This is a genomic window from Ferrovibrio sp. GW821-FHT12D07, assembly GCF_058807275.1.
Genome location: NZ_JBXAQN010000001.1, coordinates 755,151 through 772,736, shown reverse-complemented (window position 1 = coordinate 772,736; position 17,586 = coordinate 755,151). Strand labels below are relative to the sequence as shown.

Sequence of the window (17,586 nt, the reverse complement as noted above, 5' to 3'; positions counted from 1 at the left end):
GACGGAGCCGCCAGATCCCGGATTATGCGGCGGCAATCGCAAGGCGACGCAGTCGCCATTGCATGATTCGCCAGATCGCCCCGGCGAACAACCGGCTGAATCGCGACTGCGGATCGAAGTCACAGGCCTTCAGCGCCATGCTCAGGCCGCGCTGGATATGACCGAAACGATAGACACGGCTGGCCCGCAGCTCATAGGCAGCACTCTGCTTGTGCCGGTCGTATTCGCCCTGGCAGCCATTGCCGCACCAGTAGGCCATGGCCAGTTCATCGTCGCTGGCCTCCTGCATGCGGCCAAGCGCGATGAAAAACCGGCGCAGGCGCGACAGTGGATGCTGCTGCTGGTAGCGCTGCAGGTGGTCGTAAAACAGCTTGTAGTGCCGGAATTCGTCGGACGCGATCTTGCCGGCCACCTGTTTCAGCACCGGCTCCTCGGTCACATCGCGGATCGCCGTATAGAAACTGGAGGTGCCGCATTCCACCACACAGCGTGCGACCAGTTCGCCGTTGCGGCTGCCGCGCACGGAACTGGTGGTGTCCAGCGGCAGGCGATAGCCATCGGTGAAGCGGCGCATGGCCTCGGCCGGGTCGAAGGCGGGATCGGCCAGCTGGGCCCAGCGCGCCAGAGCCGCGCCATGCTGGCGTTCCTCGATGCCCCATTGCCGCACCAGCGCGCAGAAGGCCGGATCATCGGCGAAGACATTGCAGAGATAGGTGACATAGTCGTCGGCGTTATGCTCGACCAGGGCGGCGGCCTTGACCGCGCGCAGCAGTTCGGGATCGACCTTGGTAGGGTCGAACTGCTGCCAGGGGATATCGTCGAGCGTCCAGTGACCGGTCATGCCATCCTATTTAACAAGCAGTCATCAAATTGCAACTCTTGCCATTTTCGCTAAGTGCCGGTTAATACACCATTCTTGGCAAAATTACGGCGACAGGAGCCGGGTCTCATGGCTGACAGTGTCCTTTATCACAATCCCCGCTGCTCCAAATCGCGCCAGGCCCTAGCAATCCTGAAGGCCAGCGGCATCGAGCCCAAGGTGGTCGAATATCTCGAAACGCCGCCCAGCGCCGCCGAGTTGCAGCGCCTGCTCGGGCTGATGGGCCTGACCGCAAAGGACGTGCTGCGCCGCAAGGAAGCCGCCGAGGCCGGCATCGACGTGAATGCCAGCGATGCCGCCCTGGTCAAGGCCATTGCCGCGCATCCACAGGCGCTGGAACGGCCGATCTTCGTGCATGGCGGCAAGGCCGTGCTGGGCCGCCCGCCGGAAAAGGTGTTGGGGATTCTCTAGCCTGCCGGTCCTGGCCTGCTGGTCTTGGACAGGCGAGCACGCTAGCCTCATCCGCACACAAACGGATAGCCGCCTCGCCCATGACCGATCATTCCACCGACGCCAAAACCGGCGTCGCGCAGCAAGGCATTTCCGCCTATTCGCTCGGCCTGCTGGCGCTGCTCACCTTCTTCTGGGGCATCAACTGGCCGATCATGAAGATCGCGCTGGCCGAAATGCCGGTCTTCACCTTCCGCGCCTTCTGCCTGGGCGGCGGTGCACTCGGCCTGTTCGCCATCGCCATCTGGAAACGCATGCCGATGCGCATTCCGACGGGTTATGTGTGGAAGCTGGTCTGGATCAGCCTGTTCAACATCGCCGGCTGGAACATCTTCGTGCTCTACGGCCTCAGCATGCTGCCGGCCGGCCGCACCACCATCCTCGCCTTCACCATGCCGCTGTGGCTGGTACCGATGAGCGTGCTCGTGCTGCACGAGCGCCTGACCGGCTGGAAACTTGCTGGCCTGGGCATCGGCTTCACCGGGCTTATAGTTTTGATCGGTGGTGAATGGCAGGCGATGGCCACCGCGCCGCTGGGCGTGGTGCTGGTGCTGATGGCGGCGATCTGCTGGGCGATCGGCACGCTGCTGACCAAGCTGTGGCAGGTGCCAATGACCGCCGTGCCGTTCGTCGGCTGGCAGATGGTGCTGGGCGGCATCCCGATCTTCATCATGGCGCCGACTCTGGAGATGGACCGCTGGTTCATGTATTCCGCCGGTCCCTGGCTGGCGGCGCTGTATAACGCCAGCATCTGCTTCGTCTTCTGCTACTGGGCCTGGAACGTGCTGGTGCGCATCCTGCCGGCCGGCATCAGCGGTCTGTCGACGCTGATGATTCCGGTGGTCGGCGTCTTCTCATCGATGCTGATGCTGGGCGAGCAGCCGCAATGGCCGGAATTCGCAGCGCTGGCGCTGGTGGCGCTGGCACTCGGCCTGATCCTCAAACCCGCTAAAGCTTCCAGTCCTTCCTGAAAGCCGCGATCTGGTTATCGACCATGCGCCGCCCGCGCGCGATCAGCCAGCGCGCCGCGATCCACTGCACCGGAATCAATATCAGACGCATCAGCAGCCGGAGCAACGCACGCCACCAGCCGCCGCGGCTGATGGCTGCCTTGTCCATGCCGGCCACGGCTTCCGACAGCAGCATCGGCACCATCACCTCAAGCCGCCCGCGGATCAGCGGCGCGCATTCCTCGGCCAGCGGCACGCCGGCCGGCCAAGGATAGGGCTGCACTTCTTCCCGCGCCGTTCCGCAGAGCGGGATGATCGGGAATTCGCCATCGCGGTCGAGCCAGCCCTGTGCAACCTGAATGTTGTTTCTGATCCAGTCACCGAAGACCGGATTGGCCGCATCGAGCGTGAAATGCTCGGCCAGGAAACGCTGCATGTTGCGACGGCCGAGCTGGAAATCATGCAGGCGATAAATCTGCGAGAGAAACGCGGCGAAACCGCCCAGTCCACCGCCGCAGATCGCAGCAGCGCCGGTCAATCGCGTGGTGGCCTCATATCGTACAGGCGCGAGCATGAAGCGGCTGCGTACGGATTCGGACGCCGCCAGTTCCAGTTCTTCGGGCTTGAAGCGCGTCTGCTGCAGCCACAGGCCGAACAGGCTGCCAGCCACGGCAAACATGCCCGGCATCGGGCCGGGCGGCGTATAGGCCGGCAATGCATCGGGAAACGGATCGAGCAGCAGCAGCGCGCGATGGGCGGTATGCGCATCGCGCGGATTGCGACTGCCCGGGCCGGCGAGGATGCGGCGACCGAGTTCCACCGGCGCATTGTCGACCATGCCGCCGTCTATGGCCCAGTAACCGTAAGATTGCGGCATCGGATCGTAGCCCGGTGGAATCTGCGTGACCTTGGTGCAGGCGTCGCTGTCGGGCGCGGCCGGCACCGTCCAGGGCCGCTGTTGATAGACGCTGCCGGGCTGCTGCACCGCGCGGGCGCGGAAGCCGACCGGAAAGGCAGCCGAGGCCGCGACTGCTTCGCCCAGCGGCTGCCATGCCTGCAGCGATGATGGCGCCGGCAACGGCAGATCGAAGCCCGGTTCCTCATCGGGACCATCGGCGGCGCCGCCCAGACCATCGACGCGGAAATGCACATAGTCGCCATGGGTGGTCACCACCTGCCCGTCGCGGTCATCGCCCGTCATGCTGATGCGATAGGGCAGACCCGGCAGGTTGGTGACGCTCAACGACAACCGATAGGGCGTAGCGATGAAAGGATAACGCGGCGGCGCGACCGTGGCTGCATTCAGCCGACCCAGCAGACCGTCGCGGATACCATCCACCATGTCGGCATTGAGCAGCGATGGCACGGAGGCTCCGCGCTGCAGGTCGGTGGTGGAAAACAGCTGCGCGCGGTCAGCCTCGATCACCCAGGAGCGGAAGAATTCATTCACCCGCCAGTTGGCGGCCTCGGTCGCATCGCTGATGCCGCTGAGGCGCCCTTTGGCATCACGCCGCACCAGATCGCGGACAGGATGGATGCCATGCCAGGGTGCGATGGCGGTCAGCGCATTGCCGATGGCGCCCGCCGATGCGCCGGCCGCGCCCTTCAGCACCACGCGATGATCGGGCACGCGTTCGCCGCGATCTTTCGCAAGCTGCCATTCGTTCAGGGCTTCGTAGAGGAAATCCAGGGCGCCGGCGGCATAGGCGCCACCCGAGACCGCGCCAGCATTCACCAGGCCGATCTCGAAGGTCGGCCGCGTCGTCTGTCCTGAAGTCATGCCCAAATCCCCCCTGCGCCATCATGGCGCGGCGGGCTATTCGGCGGCAACAGCCTCCTGCACCGCCTCGACCTTGGCAGCGCAGAACTTGAATTCGGGGATCTTGCCAAAGGGGTCGAGCTGCGGGTTGGTCAGCAGATTGGCCGCCGCCTCGTAGAAGGCGAAGGGAATGAAGACCATGTTCTCGGCCACATCGCGGTCGATGCGGGCCTTGAGCGAGATCGAGCCGCGCCGGGTGGATACGCGGATATGCTGACCGACGCTCACCCCCAGACGGGCCGCATCGCGCGGATGCAGCATGGCGATGGCTTCGGGCTCCAGGGCATCGAGCTGGGTGGCGCGGCGGGTCATCGCGCCGGTATGCCAATGCTCCAGCAAGCGGCCGGTGCTGAGCACCATCGGATATTCCGTATCGGGCAGTTCGGCCGGCGGCGTGACCTTGGTCGGCACGATCTTGGCGCGACCGGTGGCGGTGGGGAAACCATCGGTGAAGATGATCTCGCGCCCGCCCGGATAGGTGACAGCCTCTTCGTCAACCAGACGCGGCCAGGTGATACCGGAGAGCGACGGCATGACGCTCGCCATCTCGGTATAGACCTCGCTCGGATGCTTGTAATTCCACGGCAGGCCCATGCGCTGGGCGATTTCCTGAACGAGTTCCCAGTCCTGCCGTGCCTGGCCCGGCGGCTTCAGTGCCGCACGGCCGATCTGGACGCGGCGATCGGTGTTGGTGAAGCTGCCGTCCTTTTCCGCGAAAGCAGACGCCGGCAGAATCACATCGGCATGGAACGCCGTCTCGGTGAGGAAGAGATCCTGCACGACGAGGTGATTCAGCTTGGCCAGCGCTTCGCGCGCATGGCCCGCATCTGGATCGGACATCGCCGGATTCTCGCCCATGATATACATGGCTCGAATCTCGTCCTTCATGATCGCGTTCATGATCTCGACGACCGTGAGACCGCGCTTGGGCGCGATATGCTCATTCTTCGCGCCCGGACCCCAGACCGCCTCGAAGGCCTCGCGCTTGGCCGCATTCTCGACCGACTGGTAGTCGGGCAGCACCATGGGGATGAGGCCGGCATCGGACGCGCCCTGAACATTGTTCTGGCCGCGCAGCGGGTGCAGGCCGGCGCCGGGCTTGCCGACCTGGCCGGTGATCAGGCCCAGTGCGATCAGGCAGCGGGCATTGTCGGTGCCATGCACATGCTGCGACACGCCCATGCCCCAGAAGATGATCGAGGCTTTCGAGGTGGCATACATGCGCGCGACCTTGCGCAGCACCTCGGGCTCGATGCCGCAGAGCGGCGCCATCGCTTCCGGGGTCGACTCCTTCACGGCCTGCTCCAGGTCGGGGAAGCCGTCGACGAAGCGCTGGATATAGGCCGGATTGGTCAGGCCTTCCTCGATGATGACATTGAGCAGCGCGTTCAGCATCGCCACATCGGCGCCGGGCTTGAAGCGCAGATGATGGGTGGCGAACTTGGTCAGGGCTTGGCCACGCGGATCCATCACGATCAGCTTGGCGCCCTTCTGCCGCACGGCATTCTTGATGAAGGTCGCCGCCACCGGATGGTTCACGGTGGGATTGGCGCCGATCACGATGATCACTTCGGCATCCATGGCGGCCGCAAACGGCGCGGTGACCGCCGCCGAACCGACACCTTCCATCAGGGCCGCCACCGAGGAGGCATGGCACAGGCGGGTGCAGTGATCGACATTGTTGGTGCCGAACCCCATACGCACCAGCTTCTGGAACAGATAGGCCTCTTCGTTCGAGCCCTTGGCCGAACCGAAACCGGCCATCGCCTCGGGGCCGATCTCATCGCGCACCTTCATCAGGCCAGCGGCGGCGCGGGTCATCGCCTCTTCCCAGGTGGCTTCGCGGAAATGCGTATAGGGGTTGGCCGGATCGACAAAGTCCTCACCATGCTTCGGCACGCCATCCTTGCGGATCAGCGGCACGGTCAGGCGATGCGGATGATTAACGTAGTCGAAGCCGAAACGGCCCTTCACGCAGAGACGACCGCGATTGGCGGGACCGTCCTTGCCGGTGACATACTGAATCTTCTCATCCTTGATGTGATAGGTGAGTTGGCAACCGACACCACAGAAGGGGCAGAGACTGTCGACCGCCTTGGTCGCCTTCTCGACGCCATGATTATGCTCGTCCACCAGAGTGGCCGGCAGCAGCGCACCGGTCGGGCAGGCCTGCACGCATTCGCCGCAGGCGACGCAGGTGCTGTCGCCCATCGGATCGTTGAAATCGAAGACGATCTCGGAATGATGACCGCGGAAGGCCATGCCGATCACGTCATTACCCTGCACTTCGCGACAGGCGCGGACACAGAGATTGCACTGGATGCAGGCATCCATGTTGACCGCCATGGCGCTGTGGCTGCGGTCGGGCGCGGGCTGGTGCTCGCGGGCGGGGAAACGGCTCTCGGTGACGTTCAGCGCCTCGGCCCAGTGCCAGAACTTGGACCCGGCATCATGGGTCTCGCTGCGCTTGGGCTGATCGGCGACCAGCATCTCCATTACCAGTTCACGCGCCTTCTTGGCGCGTTCGCTGGCCGAAACGACCTTCATGTCCTCGGTCGGCGTGCGCTTGCAGCTTGGCGCCAGCACGCGTTCGCCCTCGATCTCCACCATGCAGGCGCGGCAATTGCCGTCGGCGCGGAAACCCGGCTGCGGCGTGTAGCACAGATGCGGGATATCGGTGCCTTCACGCTTGGCCACCTGCCAGATGGTCTCGCCCGGCATGGCCACAACAGGTTTGCCGTCCAGATGGAAGCGGATCATTTGAATCGCTCCAGCACGCTGAGAAGCGGATTGGGCGCCGCCTGGCCCAGGCCGCAGATCGAGGCATCGCGCATCACCTGTGCCAGGTCGCGCAGCAGCGGCTCGTTCCATTTCGGTTGCGCCATCAGGTCGGCGGCCTTTTCGGTGCCGACGCGGCAGGGCGTGCACTGGCCACAGGATTCATGGCGGAAGAACTTCATCAGGTTCAGCGCCGCATCCCTCACGTCATCCTGGTCCGACAGCACGATCACGGCGGCCGAACCGATGAAGCAGCCGTATTTCTCAAGCTGGCCGAAGTCGAGCGGAATGTCGTTCATACTGGCCGGCAGGATGCCGCCAGAAGCGCCACCCGGCAGATAGGCCGTGAAGGTATGGCCCGGCAGCATGCCGCCGCAGAATTCCTCGATCAGTTCGGTGATGGTGACGCCGGCCGGGGCCAGCTTGACGCCCGGATTGCGCACGCGGCCCGAGACCGAATAGCTGCGCAGGCCCTTGCCGCCATTGCGGCCATGTCCCTGCCACCAGGCTGCGCCCTTGTCGGCGATCTGCGGCACCCAGTACAGCGTCTCGACATTGTTGATCAGGGTCGGGCGGCCAAAGGCGCCGACCTGGAAGGGGAATGGCGGCTTCTGGCGCGGCAGACCGCGCTTGCCCTCGATGCTTTCCAGCATCGCCGACTCCTCGCCGCAGATATAGGCGCCGGCGCCGCGCCGCAGTTCGACCTTCACGCTGCCAAGCAGGCCGGCGGCCTTCAGCGCCTTCAGTTCGGTCTCGATGACGACATGTAAAGCCGGGTACTCATCGCGCAGATAGATATAAGCCGTCTCCGCCTCGATCAGATGGGCGGCGATCAGCATGCCTTCCAGGAAGCTGTGCGGATCGGTTTCCAGGAACCAGCGATCCTTGAGCGTGCCGGGCTCGCCCTCATCGCCGTTCACCGCCAGCAGCCGGGGTTTGGGCTGCTCCAGCAGCGCCTTCCATTTGCGTGCGGTCGGGAAGCCAGCACCACCCATGCCGCGCAGGCCGGCGGCTTCGATCTCGGCCACCAATGCCTCGCGTGTCATGGCATTGCTGCGCAGTTTCGCCAGCACGCCATAGCCGCCCTGCGCGCGATACGCGGCAAGACCCTTGTAGTTCGGCAGCACCGGTGCCACAGCCTTCTGCACATGCGCCATCAGCACGGTTTCGACAGAGGCCGGCGCAATCACATTCTTGCCATAGATGGCGCAGGGCGCGCGGTCGCACTGACCCATGCAGGGTGCGCGCTCGACGCGGACATCGGGACTGATGTTGTCCAGCTTTTCAGCCAGCGCATCGGCGCCGGCCATGACGCAGCTCAGACTATCGCAGACGCGCAGCGTGATCGATGCGGGCTGCACCTCATCGGTATCGACAACCTTGAAATGCGCATAGAAGGTGGCGACCTCGAAAACCTCGGCCAACGGCAGGCGCATGACTTCGGACAGTGCGGTCAGCAAAGGCGACGGGAGGTACCCCTTCGCGTCATTGATCAGATGCAGATATTCGATCAGCAGGTCGCGACGGCCTGCATCAGGCTTCACGATGGCCCGCAGCGCCTCATGATCAGCATCCGACGCCTGGCGGCCACGCGGCGTCGCCCGGCCCTTCCGGTTGTTACGGATGTTCATGTTGGCGTTGACGTTCATAGCTGCTGGTACCGCTAAAAATCATAAAACTCTCCGGCGTCCGCAGGACGCCGGAGAGCAGTCGTAACACCAGTCCTGTGATACTGCGCCGCCTTAGCGGAACAGCACGAGGGACTTGGACAGCGTAATCCAGACACCCCAGGCGATCGGGATGCCGACAATGGCCCAGGCCAGCATGGCCTTGCCGTCGAAGCCACCCTTGCCGATGCCGAAGGAGCCGGTGGCCGTGGCGGCATTCGAGGCCGCAGTCTTGGCCTGCAGTTCCGCCACTTCCTGCTCGCTCATGTACCATTTCGGGTCCACTGGCTTGATGAACAGGTTGGCGATGAAGCCGAGCAGCAACATGCCGGCCAGGATGTACATGGTGAAATCGTACACCTGCGCACGCGGCACGCCGGCCGCGATCTGGGCTTCACGGATGTAGTTCACCACCACCGGGCCAAGGATGCCGGCCGTCGACCACGCGGTGAGCAGGCGACCATGAATGGCGCCCACGAACTGCGTGCCGAACAGATCGGCGAGATAGGCCGGAATGGTGGCGAAACCACCGCCATACATCGACAGGATGACACCGAAGAAGGTCACGAACAGCACCTTGCTGCCAATGCCGGCCGCCCAAGGGGACAGCGCGTACATGGCAATGCCAAGTGCGAAGAACGTGTAGTACGTCATCTTGCGCCCGAGCTTGTCCGACAGCGAGGCCCAGAAGAAGCGGCCACCGATGTTGAACAGCGACAGCAGGCCGGTGAAGCCAGCTGCGATCGCCGCCACAGTGCGGCGCTGCTCGTCGTTCAGCTGCGTGAAGGAAACGTCCGGCGCGCCGATCAGGCCACCAGCGAAGATTTCCTGCAGCATCGGCGATGCCATTCCGATCACGCCGATGCCGGCGCTGACGTTCAGGCAGAGCACAGCCCAGACCAGCCAGAACTGCGGCGTCTTGTGCGCGTTCTTCAGGTGCACGTGGTGCTTGGTGATCATCGACTTGGCGTTCTCCGGCGGGGGAGTCCAGCCTTCCGGACGCCAGCCAGCCGGCGGAATGCGATAGCCGAAGGCGCCGCCCATCATGAACACGAAGTAGATCACCGCCATGGCGACGAAGGTCTGCCACACGCCGATCGAGTTGGCGGTGCGGAAGGTGTTCATCAGCATGTCGGCCAGCGGGGCGCCGATCATGGCGCCGCCACCGAAGCCCATGATGGCCATGCCGGTCGCCATGCCGCGACGGTCAGGGAACCATTTGATCAGCGTCGAGACCGGCGAGATGTAGCCGAGACCGAGGCCGATGCCGCCGATCACGCCCGAACCCAGCCACATCAGCCAGAGCTGATGGGTATAGACGCCGATGGCCGAGATCAGCAGGCCGCCACACCAGCACAGCGCCGAGACGACGCCGGCCTTGCGCGGGCCAGAGCGCTCGAGCCAGCCGCCCCAGATGGCGGCAGCCGAACCGAGCAGCACGAAGAACAGGGTGTACATCCAGCCCAGGTCGCTGACCTTCCAGTCGCAAGCCGTGGTGAACAGCGCTGCCATCAGGCCCATGTCGGGCGGGCAAGCCTTGGCCGAGGTGATGCCGATGGCACGCGACAGCGGCAGCCAGAACACGCTGAAGCCATAGGCCATGCCGATGCAGAGATGGATGGCGAGCGCCGCCGGCGGCACAAGCCAACGATTGAAGCCAGGTTTTGCGATAATACGTTCGCGATCGAGCAACCCGACACCGGGTAGCAGACCTGCAGTGTCTTGTGCAGTCGCCATAGTTTTCCCCTCCCAAGGGCTTTTCCGAACAGTGGCCGTCGTTATTTCCTCGCGGCTACCGTCATGATTTTAGAATCACAAAGCTTTTAGTGATCGACTCCGAGAACTCGATCAATACAGCATCCTTATGCTGCGATAGCATAAAGCTATCAAAGCATGCTCATTACCCATGCTTTTCATATCACCCGATAGGCTTACATGATCGGAGCGATTAGTCGCGCAGACGCGAGGCGAGCAGTTTGGCTTCAGCCACGAGGGCAACGATCAACGGCGTCATCGGCTCGCGATTCGGCACCACGAGACCGATCATGTGCACAGCTTCAGGCTCGATGATCGGAATGGAGCGCAGACGCTCGGTCAAACCCAGCGTATTCGCCAGTTTCTCAGGCATTACGCTGGCCCAGCGACCGGTACGCACATGGGAAAACAGCACGATCATCGAGTTCGATTCCAGCGTCGGTTCCGGATCACCGCCACCAGCCGAGCGCAGCAGCCGGTTGATGATGCGCCGGTTCTGCATGTCGGGCGTCAGCAGGCAGAGCGGGATCTTGCCCACCTCCGCCCAGGTCACGGTTTCGCGATCACCGAGCGGGCTGTGCTCCGATGTCACCAACCGGTACTGCTCGGAGTAAAGTGAAATTGAACGTGCTTTGCCGAGCGGTTCGTTGTCGATATAGGTGATTCCCGCATCGACCTCGAGATTCGCCAACATGGAGAGCACTTCAACAGAAGTGCGCGAATAGATGGTGAATTTCACATCGGGATGCTTCTCGCGATAAGGCGTGGTGAGCTCTGAGACCATGCCCAAAGCCGTTGGAATGGCTGCGATTTTGAGATGTCCGACCAGGCCGCGCTTCAGCGCCTGCACCTCCTGCCGCATAGCGCGTGAATCGGCCACGATGCGGCGCGCCCAGTCCAGGACTCGCTCGCCTTCCGCGGTAAAGCCCAGGAAACGCGAACTGCGCTGCACCAGCAAAACGCCGAGCGTGTCTTCCAACTGCTTGATTGCAGCAGAAAATGTAGGCTGCGTGACGCCGCATTCGTCTGCGGCCTTCCGGAAATTCTTCTCCCGGGCCAACGCCAGCAGAAACTCAAGCTTGTCGATCATTGCTCCCGCCCTTTTGGCTTACAGCTATTAGCGGATTTCGCTTCGGCTGTATCCTAATTTCAAAGGATTAGTGTTCATCCGGATAATCGGGAAATAAATACGGTGCCTCACAAGACTCGCCATGGATGAAGCTTTTGCGTTATGAACAAGAAAAAAAGCATACGGATTTAGCGGAGAATTACCGGCGCATGGATGCCAGCCTAGAACAGATCAATAAAGACGCGGGCGTTCTGATCAGCCGCATCTCGGACGAAGTCGGTCAGTTGAGCGTGGATATCGCCGATGTCGTCGGCGACGTACAGCAGGTCAGCCGCCTGATCGATACGCAGGCCGAGCAGTTCCATGCGATTGCCGATGCGACGCAGGAAATCGTCGAAAGCAACCAGAAGATCGCCGGCATGGCGGTGGAGACGCGCAACGTCGCCAAGCAGGCCCATAAGGATGTCGACGCATCCCATATCGAACTGAAGAAATCGCTAACCGATATCAGCGACCTGGTGGAAGCCGTGGGCGCCATCGGCAAGCAGCTCACAGTATTCGAAACCGCCATGCAGAGCGTGGCCAAGGTTTCGGCCGAGATCGGACAGATCGCACGCCACACCAACATCCTGTCGCTCAACGCCACCATCGAGGCGGCGCGCGCCGGTGAGGCCGGTCGCGGCTTTGCGGTTGTCGCCCATGAGGTGAAGGCCCTGGCCAAGCAGACCAGCGGCGCCACCGACGAGATCGCAAAAACGCTGGCGGCGCTGACCGCGCAGATGAAGCAGCTGAGCGACCGCATGACAGCCGGCATGGAGAGCACCGAACGGGTGCGCCGGAGCGCCGACACCATCAGCGGTGCGATGCAGACCGTGGGCGACGCAGTCAAACGCGTGGATGAGAATGCCGACACCATCGCCAGCATGACCGAGGCGATCGGGCAGCGCTGCGACAGTTTCGCCGGAACCGTCACCGAACTGAACCAGGGTGTGGATCAGTCGAATGAGGCACTTAAAGCCGCCTCGGCCCGCATCGACCGCACGCTGGCCGGCGCGGAATCGATTATGATGCTGACCGCGACATCGGGCTTCGAGATTACCGACACCAAGTTCATCGCCAAGGCGATGGAGACGGCGGCGAAGATCGAGACCTGCTTCCGGGATGCCATCGCCCGCGGCGAGATCACCGTGGATGCGCTGTTCGACAAGAATCTGCAGCCGATCCAGGGCAGCAATCCGGCGCAATACATGACCCGCTACATCCCCTTCCTCGACAAGGTGCTGCCGCCGCTGCATGACCCGATCATGGCGCTGGACGAGCGCATGGTCTTCTGCGCCACCACCGACCACAACCAGCTGATCCCGACACATAACCCGAAGTTCCGGCAGCCGCTGAGCAACGATCCGGTGTGGAACGCGGCGCATTGCCGCAATCGTCGCCAGTATCTGGACAAGACCGCGCAGGCGATCACCCGCAGCACTGCACCGTTCCTGCTGCAGACTTATCGCCGCGACATGGGCGGCGGTGCCTTCGCGCTGATGAAGGATGCGTCCGCCCCGATCATGATCGACGGCCGCCTCTGGGGTGGCCTGCGCGTCTGCTACAAGGCGTGATGCGCCAGATGCGTTCCTAGACGCGCTCCAGCGTCGCCCCCAGGCGGCGCATCAGGTCGGCGAAGCCGGGGAAGCTGGTATCCATCACGCGGGCATCGTCGATCACGGTGCCGTCCTTGGCCGCCAGGCCCAGCACCAGGAAAGACATGGCGATGCGGTGATCGAGTTCGGTTGCGATGGTCGCGCCACCTTTGGGTGGCGCGCCCTTGCCGCGAATGACGATGCCGTCCTCGAATTCCTCGAGATCGACGCCGCAGGCCTTGAGCCCGCGCGCCATCACCGCCAGACGGTCACTTTCCTTCACGCGCAGTTCCTTGGCGCCGCGCACGACCGTGTCGCCTTCGGCACAGGCAGCAGCAGCAAACAGGATCGGATATTCGTCGATCATGCTGGGCGCACGTTCGGGCGGCACGGTCACGCCCTTCAGACGACCATGCTTCACCGTGATGTCGGCCACCGCCTCGCCGCCTTCGTCACGGCGGTTGCTAAAGCTGAGGTCGGCACCCATCTCCTGCAGCGTCGTGAACAGACCGGTGCGCAGCGGATTGAGACCCACATTGGTGAGCGTGATTTCCGAACCCGGCACGATCAGCGCCGCCACCATCGGGAAGGCAGCCGAAGACGGATCGCCGGGGACAGAAATCGTTGCCGCCTTGAATTCAGGCTGGCCGACCAGCTTCACGATGCGGCCGCCGCTCTTGGTCTTTTCGACGCTCACCTCGGCGCCGAAATGGCGCAGCATGTTTTCGGTGTGGTCGCGCGTGGCTTCGTGCTCGATCACCGTGGTGATGCCCGGCGCGTTCAGGCCGGCGAGCAGCACGGCAGTCTTCACCTGCGCTGAGGCCACCGGCAGTTCGTATTCGATCGGCAGCGGATGCGCAGTGCCGACGACGGTGAGCGGAAGCCGGCCGTTGCTGCGGCCGACAAAGCGCGCGCCGATGCGCGACAGCGGCTCAACCACGCGACCCATCGGGCGGCGGCGCAGCGATGCGTCGCCGGTGAAAGTGGCGGAGAAATCGTGGCTGGCGACCAGGCCCATGACCAGACGCGCGCCGGTGCCGGCATTGCCCATGTCCAGCACGTCGTCGGGTTCGGACAGGCCGCCCACGCCCACGCCCCAGACGCGCCAGTCGCCGCCGCCGCGCGGGCTGTCGCCCAGCCGCTCGACCTCGGCGCCCATGGCGCGCATGGCGGCGGCCGTCCGCAGCACGTCTTCACCCTCAAGCAGCCCGCTGACCCGGGTTTCGCCCACGCTGAGCGCCCCGAAGATCAGGGCACGATGCGAGATCGACTTGTCGCCCGGAATGGCAGCAGTGCCGGACAGGCCGGATGTGGCCGGACGGGCCCGCAGGACAGGGGCGTCAGGCTGGGCTTTGGGGGTGGAATGAGCGGTCATCGGGGAAATGGTCCCAGGACGGGTCGCCGGCTGTAAAAAAGCCGGGATTAACGGGTTGACAGAGCGCGCTTCTTTAACACAATCGCGCCGCTCCGGCCAGCCGGCCGGGGCGTCGCCGCCGGACCCGTTTTCAAGGATGTCCGGGCGCCGACCAGCATGGAGATTTGCTCGATGGCTAAAGCCGAATGGGGCGCCAAGCGCCGCTGCCTGAGTTGCGGAGCGGCATTCTACGATCTGAACAAGTCGCCCATCCTGTGCCCGAAATGCGGCACGGAATTCAATCCCGAAGTGCCGGCCAAGTCGGCCCGCCGCCCTGCCAAGGTCGAGGAAAAGAAGGTCCCGAAGGTCGCCGTCGTCCCCGATGCGGTGGATGACGAGGTTGAGGATACCGAGATCGGCGACGAGATCCTCGAGGATGCCGACGAGTTCGAAGAGGATGATGTCGCCGAAGAGATCGACGTCGAGACTGAGCCGACCGAAGAAGAACGCTAATAGCGTTGGATTCGGGGCCCTTTTTCAGGGCCACGAAGCACTTGCAAAGCGGCGGGGGCCGGCTTATGGTCCGCCCCCGCCGACGGACCTCAGGCTTACCAGAAGCCTTTAAGTCCGTGATTTAATGGGGCCATAGCTCAGCTGGGAGAGCGCCTGCATGGCATGCAGGAGGTCAGCGGTTCGATCCCGCTTGGCTCCACCAAATCACCCCCGGATTGTACGGCGTCCGGGCCATCCCGAAAACCAGACCTTACTCTCCGCCGCCGTCACGGATTCATTGCAGCACGCGGGCTTTACGGCCGCCGGCCAAGCCGCCAAGCTGCCGCCATGACCGAGGGGCATCCGCCAGGTACATCGGAGACGCCAGCGGCTCCTGGCCGCTCCACCTTCTCCACCGCCAGCCAGCTGCGCCGGGACTTCACCGCGGCCGACTGCCGCGAACCCGCCATCGGACGGCTGTATGATTACTGGCAGGTGCAGCGCGGGACACACCGTTTTCCTGCCCGCAGCGATGTCGATCCGATCGAGATGCGTTTCGCACTGGGCGGCATCACCATCTTCGAAGTCCATCGCAACGCCGATACGCCCAGCGGCCTGCGTTTCCGGTACCGCCTGATCGGCTCGGCCATCGTCGCACGTGATGGTTTCGACCATACCGGCAAATGGCTGGATGAGCTGCCGCTGCTGCAATACCGCGCGCTGCTGCTCAGTCGGCTGGAAATGGTGGCGCGCGAGCCGATGCCGGTGCTGGTGCACAACAAGCAGTTCTATGATGAGCGCTGGTACGATTACGAAGCGATCTGGCTGCCGCTGGCCAGCGATCACCAGACCGTCGACATGCTGCTGGCCTGCCAGATTTTCGCCAAGCGCCCCTCCAGCCATGTCGGTCCGCCGCTGGCGTGAAAGACTGGCGTGAACGGCAGGGCGCGGTTGTCACATATGACAGCCGAATGCACCGGAATCCCGCCATGAAACGGCGATTCACAGCCGCTTTTGCGCCACGCTTGTGACCCCCGCACAACAGGGGGAAAAAACACCCCCAAAGGGGCAGTTTTTTCTTGCATTGCCGGGGGTTTGGCCCCATACCCCCCTCTCGAGACTGTTTGGAAAGTTTGCGCACTGGCCGTCGGCCCGGACCTTGTGTCCACCGACCGGAACCACGGGGCTTTCCCAACAGTCTCTCTGCCAATCGGACACCCCCTTATCGTTACCGGGGGCGCTCATTTTTCCCAGGATTGCGGATAGCAATCCCCGTGGTGGAGAGACCTGTATGACCAAGAATTCGCTCAAGCCCGCCCTGCATGCCGTGTCGATCGATGAGTCGGCTGCGGCCGAGGAACATTTCATCTGCAAGGACGGCATGCGTTATGCCGGCATGCACCTGATCATCGACCTGTGGGGCGGCAAGGGCCTGGATAACCTGGCGCTGGTGAAGCAGACGCTGACCGAGGCCGTGGCCGAGATCGGCGCGACCCTGCTCAACATCGACCTGCATCATTTTGAGCCCAATGGCGGCATCTCGGGCGTGGCCGTGCTGGCGGAAAGCCACATGTCGATCCACACTTGGCCGGAAAAGGGCTATGCGGCGCTGGACGTCTTCGTCTGTGGCGACTGCCAGCCGCAGAAGGCGATTCCGGTGCTGCGCCGCGCCTTCCTGCCCGACAACATCCAGTGCACCGAACTGAAGCGGGGCCTCGTCCTGTGACGACCTGGTTCAACGAAACCCTCTACAAGGGCTTCCGCCAGGCGCACGAGGTCAAGAAGGTCCTCTTCGAGGGCAAGTCGCAATACCAGAATGTCGGTGTGTTCGAGAGCGGCCGCTTTGGCCGCGTGCTCGCGCTCGACGGCGTCGTGCAGTGCACCGAGGGCGACGAGTTCGTCTATCACGAGATGCTGACCCATCTGCCGATCCTTGCCCATGGCAAGGTGCAGTCGGTGCTGATCGTGGGCGGCGGCGACGGCGGCATCCTCGAAGAAGTGCTGAAGCACAAGACGATCAAGCGCGTCACCATGGTCGAGATCGACGGCATGGTGATCGACATCGCCAAGAAGTACCTGCCCAAGATTTGCGGCAAGGCCTTCAGCGACAAGCGCACCAACCTGATCGTCGGCGATGGCGCGGCCTATGTGGCCGAGACCAAGGACCGCTACGACCTGGTGATCGTGGATCGCCCGGACCCGGTCGGCCCGGCTACCGTGCTGTTCAGCAAGGCCTTCTACCAGAACTGCCGCCGGGTGATGAAGCCGGGTGCAATTCTTGTCGCGCAGAACGGCGTGCCGCATATGCAGGGCCCGGAACTGACCGACGCGATCAAGCTGTTCCAGCAGATCTGGGCGCATTCGGGCACCTATCTCGCCGTGGTGCCGACCTATGTCTGCGGCTTCATGTCGATGACCTGGGCGTCTGATCGCGACATGACCGATGTCGATCCGCGCCATATCTTTGCCCGCTTCGATGCGGCGAAGCTGCCGGCACTGAACTACTACAACCCGGAAATCCACTTCGGCGCCTTTGCCCTGCCGAACTTCGTCGCCCGCCTGCTGCCGGAGCCGAAAGCCGCCAAGGCCGCGCCTGCGAAGAAGAAGGCAAAAAAGGCTGTGAAAAAGAAGGTCGCGCCGAAGAAAAAACCGGCGCCCGCCAAAAAGAAGAAGCCAAAAAAGAAGTAATGCCAGACGCCATTAAAAAAAAGCCCGCTGTTACCAGCGGGCTTTTTCAT

14 protein-coding genes and 1 tRNA gene are annotated in these 17,586 nt (G+C 63.4%); 8 read left to right on the top strand and 7 right to left on the bottom strand.

The window, feature by feature from the left end; translation table 11 throughout:
* Positions 1-22: 22 nt before the first annotated feature.
* Positions 23-841, bottom strand: a complete 819-nt coding sequence (locus tag AC1RRE_RS03980) for a ferritin-like domain-containing protein (RefSeq protein WP_492979794.1) — start codon at positions 839-841, stop codon at positions 23-25.
* A 108-nt stretch (positions 842-949) separates the two neighbouring features.
* On the opposite strand from AC1RRE_RS03980, the gene arsC reads away from it, so the two are divergent.
* Both arsC and AC1RRE_RS03970 read left to right on the top strand, forming a co-directional pair.
* Positions 950-1,291, top strand: a complete 342-nt coding sequence (gene arsC / locus AC1RRE_RS03975) for an arsenate reductase (glutaredoxin) (RefSeq protein ID WP_492979793.1) — start codon at positions 950-952, stop codon at positions 1,289-1,291.
* A gap of 80 nt (positions 1,292-1,371) precedes the next feature.
* A complete protein-coding gene (locus AC1RRE_RS03970; RefSeq protein ID WP_492979792.1) occupies positions 1,372-2,301 on the top strand; it encodes a DMT family transporter in 930 nt (309 codons plus the stop codon).
* On the opposite strand, the gene AC1RRE_RS03965 is transcribed toward AC1RRE_RS03970, so the two are convergent.
* The 5 genes from AC1RRE_RS03965 to AC1RRE_RS03945 form a co-directional block, all read right to left on the bottom strand.
* Positions 2,279-4,060, bottom strand: coding sequence for a hypothetical protein (locus tag AC1RRE_RS03965; protein ID WP_492979791.1), 1,782 nt, complete (start codon positions 4,058-4,060; stop codon positions 2,279-2,281). The two genes, AC1RRE_RS03970 and AC1RRE_RS03965, sit on opposite strands and share 23 nt — an antisense overlap.
* 36 nt (positions 4,061-4,096) lie before the next feature.
* Positions 4,097-6,859, bottom strand: a complete 2,763-nt coding sequence (fdhF, locus tag AC1RRE_RS03960; RefSeq protein WP_492979790.1) for a formate dehydrogenase subunit alpha — start codon at positions 6,857-6,859, stop codon at positions 4,097-4,099.
* Positions 6,856-8,508 carry an NADH-ubiquinone oxidoreductase-F iron-sulfur binding region domain-containing protein gene (locus tag AC1RRE_RS03955; protein WP_492979789.1) on the bottom strand — a complete coding sequence of 551 codons (1,653 nt, stop codon included), beginning with the start codon at positions 8,506-8,508 and terminating at the stop codon, positions 6,856-6,858. Before AC1RRE_RS03955 ends, fdhF begins: the two co-directional genes overlap by 4 nt.
* A 111-nt stretch (positions 8,509-8,619) precedes the next feature.
* Positions 8,620-10,281: an OFA family MFS transporter gene (locus AC1RRE_RS03950; protein WP_492979788.1), complete on the bottom strand. Its 1,662-nt coding sequence runs from the start codon at positions 10,279-10,281 to the stop codon at positions 8,620-8,622.
* A gap of 211 nt (positions 10,282-10,492) precedes the next feature.
* Positions 10,493-11,389, bottom strand: a complete 897-nt coding sequence (locus tag AC1RRE_RS03945) for a LysR family transcriptional regulator (protein ID WP_492979787.1) — start codon at positions 11,387-11,389, stop codon at positions 10,493-10,495.
* Positions 11,390-11,577: 188 nt separating this feature from the next.
* Between AC1RRE_RS03945 and AC1RRE_RS03940 the strand changes: the two genes are divergently transcribed.
* Positions 11,578-12,981, top strand: a complete 1,404-nt coding sequence (locus AC1RRE_RS03940) for a methyl-accepting chemotaxis protein (RefSeq protein WP_492979786.1) — start codon at positions 11,578-11,580, stop codon at positions 12,979-12,981.
* Between the two features lie 16 nt (positions 12,982-12,997).
* Here AC1RRE_RS03940 and aroA read toward each other — a convergent pair whose 3' ends face one another.
* Entirely contained in the window at positions 12,998-14,377 is a 1,380-nt protein-coding gene (gene aroA / locus AC1RRE_RS03935; RefSeq protein ID WP_492979785.1) for a 3-phosphoshikimate 1-carboxyvinyltransferase, read from the bottom strand.
* Between the two features lie 171 nt (positions 14,378-14,548).
* Here aroA and AC1RRE_RS03930 point away from each other — a divergent pair, with 171 nt between their 5' ends.
* The 5 genes from AC1RRE_RS03930 to speE all read left to right on the top strand — a co-directional run bounded on the left by AC1RRE_RS03930 (position 14,549) and on the right by speE (position 17,536).
* Positions 14,549-14,869, top strand: coding sequence for a TIGR02300 family protein (locus AC1RRE_RS03930; protein WP_492979784.1), 321 nt, complete (start codon positions 14,549-14,551; stop codon positions 14,867-14,869).
* Between the two features lie 126 nt (positions 14,870-14,995).
* Positions 14,996-15,071 (top strand) — tRNA-Ala (locus AC1RRE_RS03925).
* Between the two features lie 125 nt (positions 15,072-15,196).
* Positions 15,197-15,772, top strand: a complete 576-nt coding sequence (locus AC1RRE_RS03920; protein ID WP_492979783.1) for a PAS domain-containing protein — start codon at positions 15,197-15,199, stop codon at positions 15,770-15,772.
* A gap of 367 nt (positions 15,773-16,139) precedes the next feature.
* A complete protein-coding gene (gene speD / locus AC1RRE_RS03915; RefSeq protein WP_492979782.1) occupies positions 16,140-16,574 on the top strand; it encodes an adenosylmethionine decarboxylase in 435 nt (144 codons plus the stop codon).
* Positions 16,571-17,536, top strand: coding sequence for a polyamine aminopropyltransferase (gene speE / locus AC1RRE_RS03910; RefSeq protein ID WP_492979781.1), 966 nt, complete (start codon positions 16,571-16,573; stop codon positions 17,534-17,536). The genes speD and speE overlap by 4 nt, the downstream gene beginning before the upstream one ends.
* The last annotated feature ends 50 nt before the right edge of the window (positions 17,537-17,586 follow it).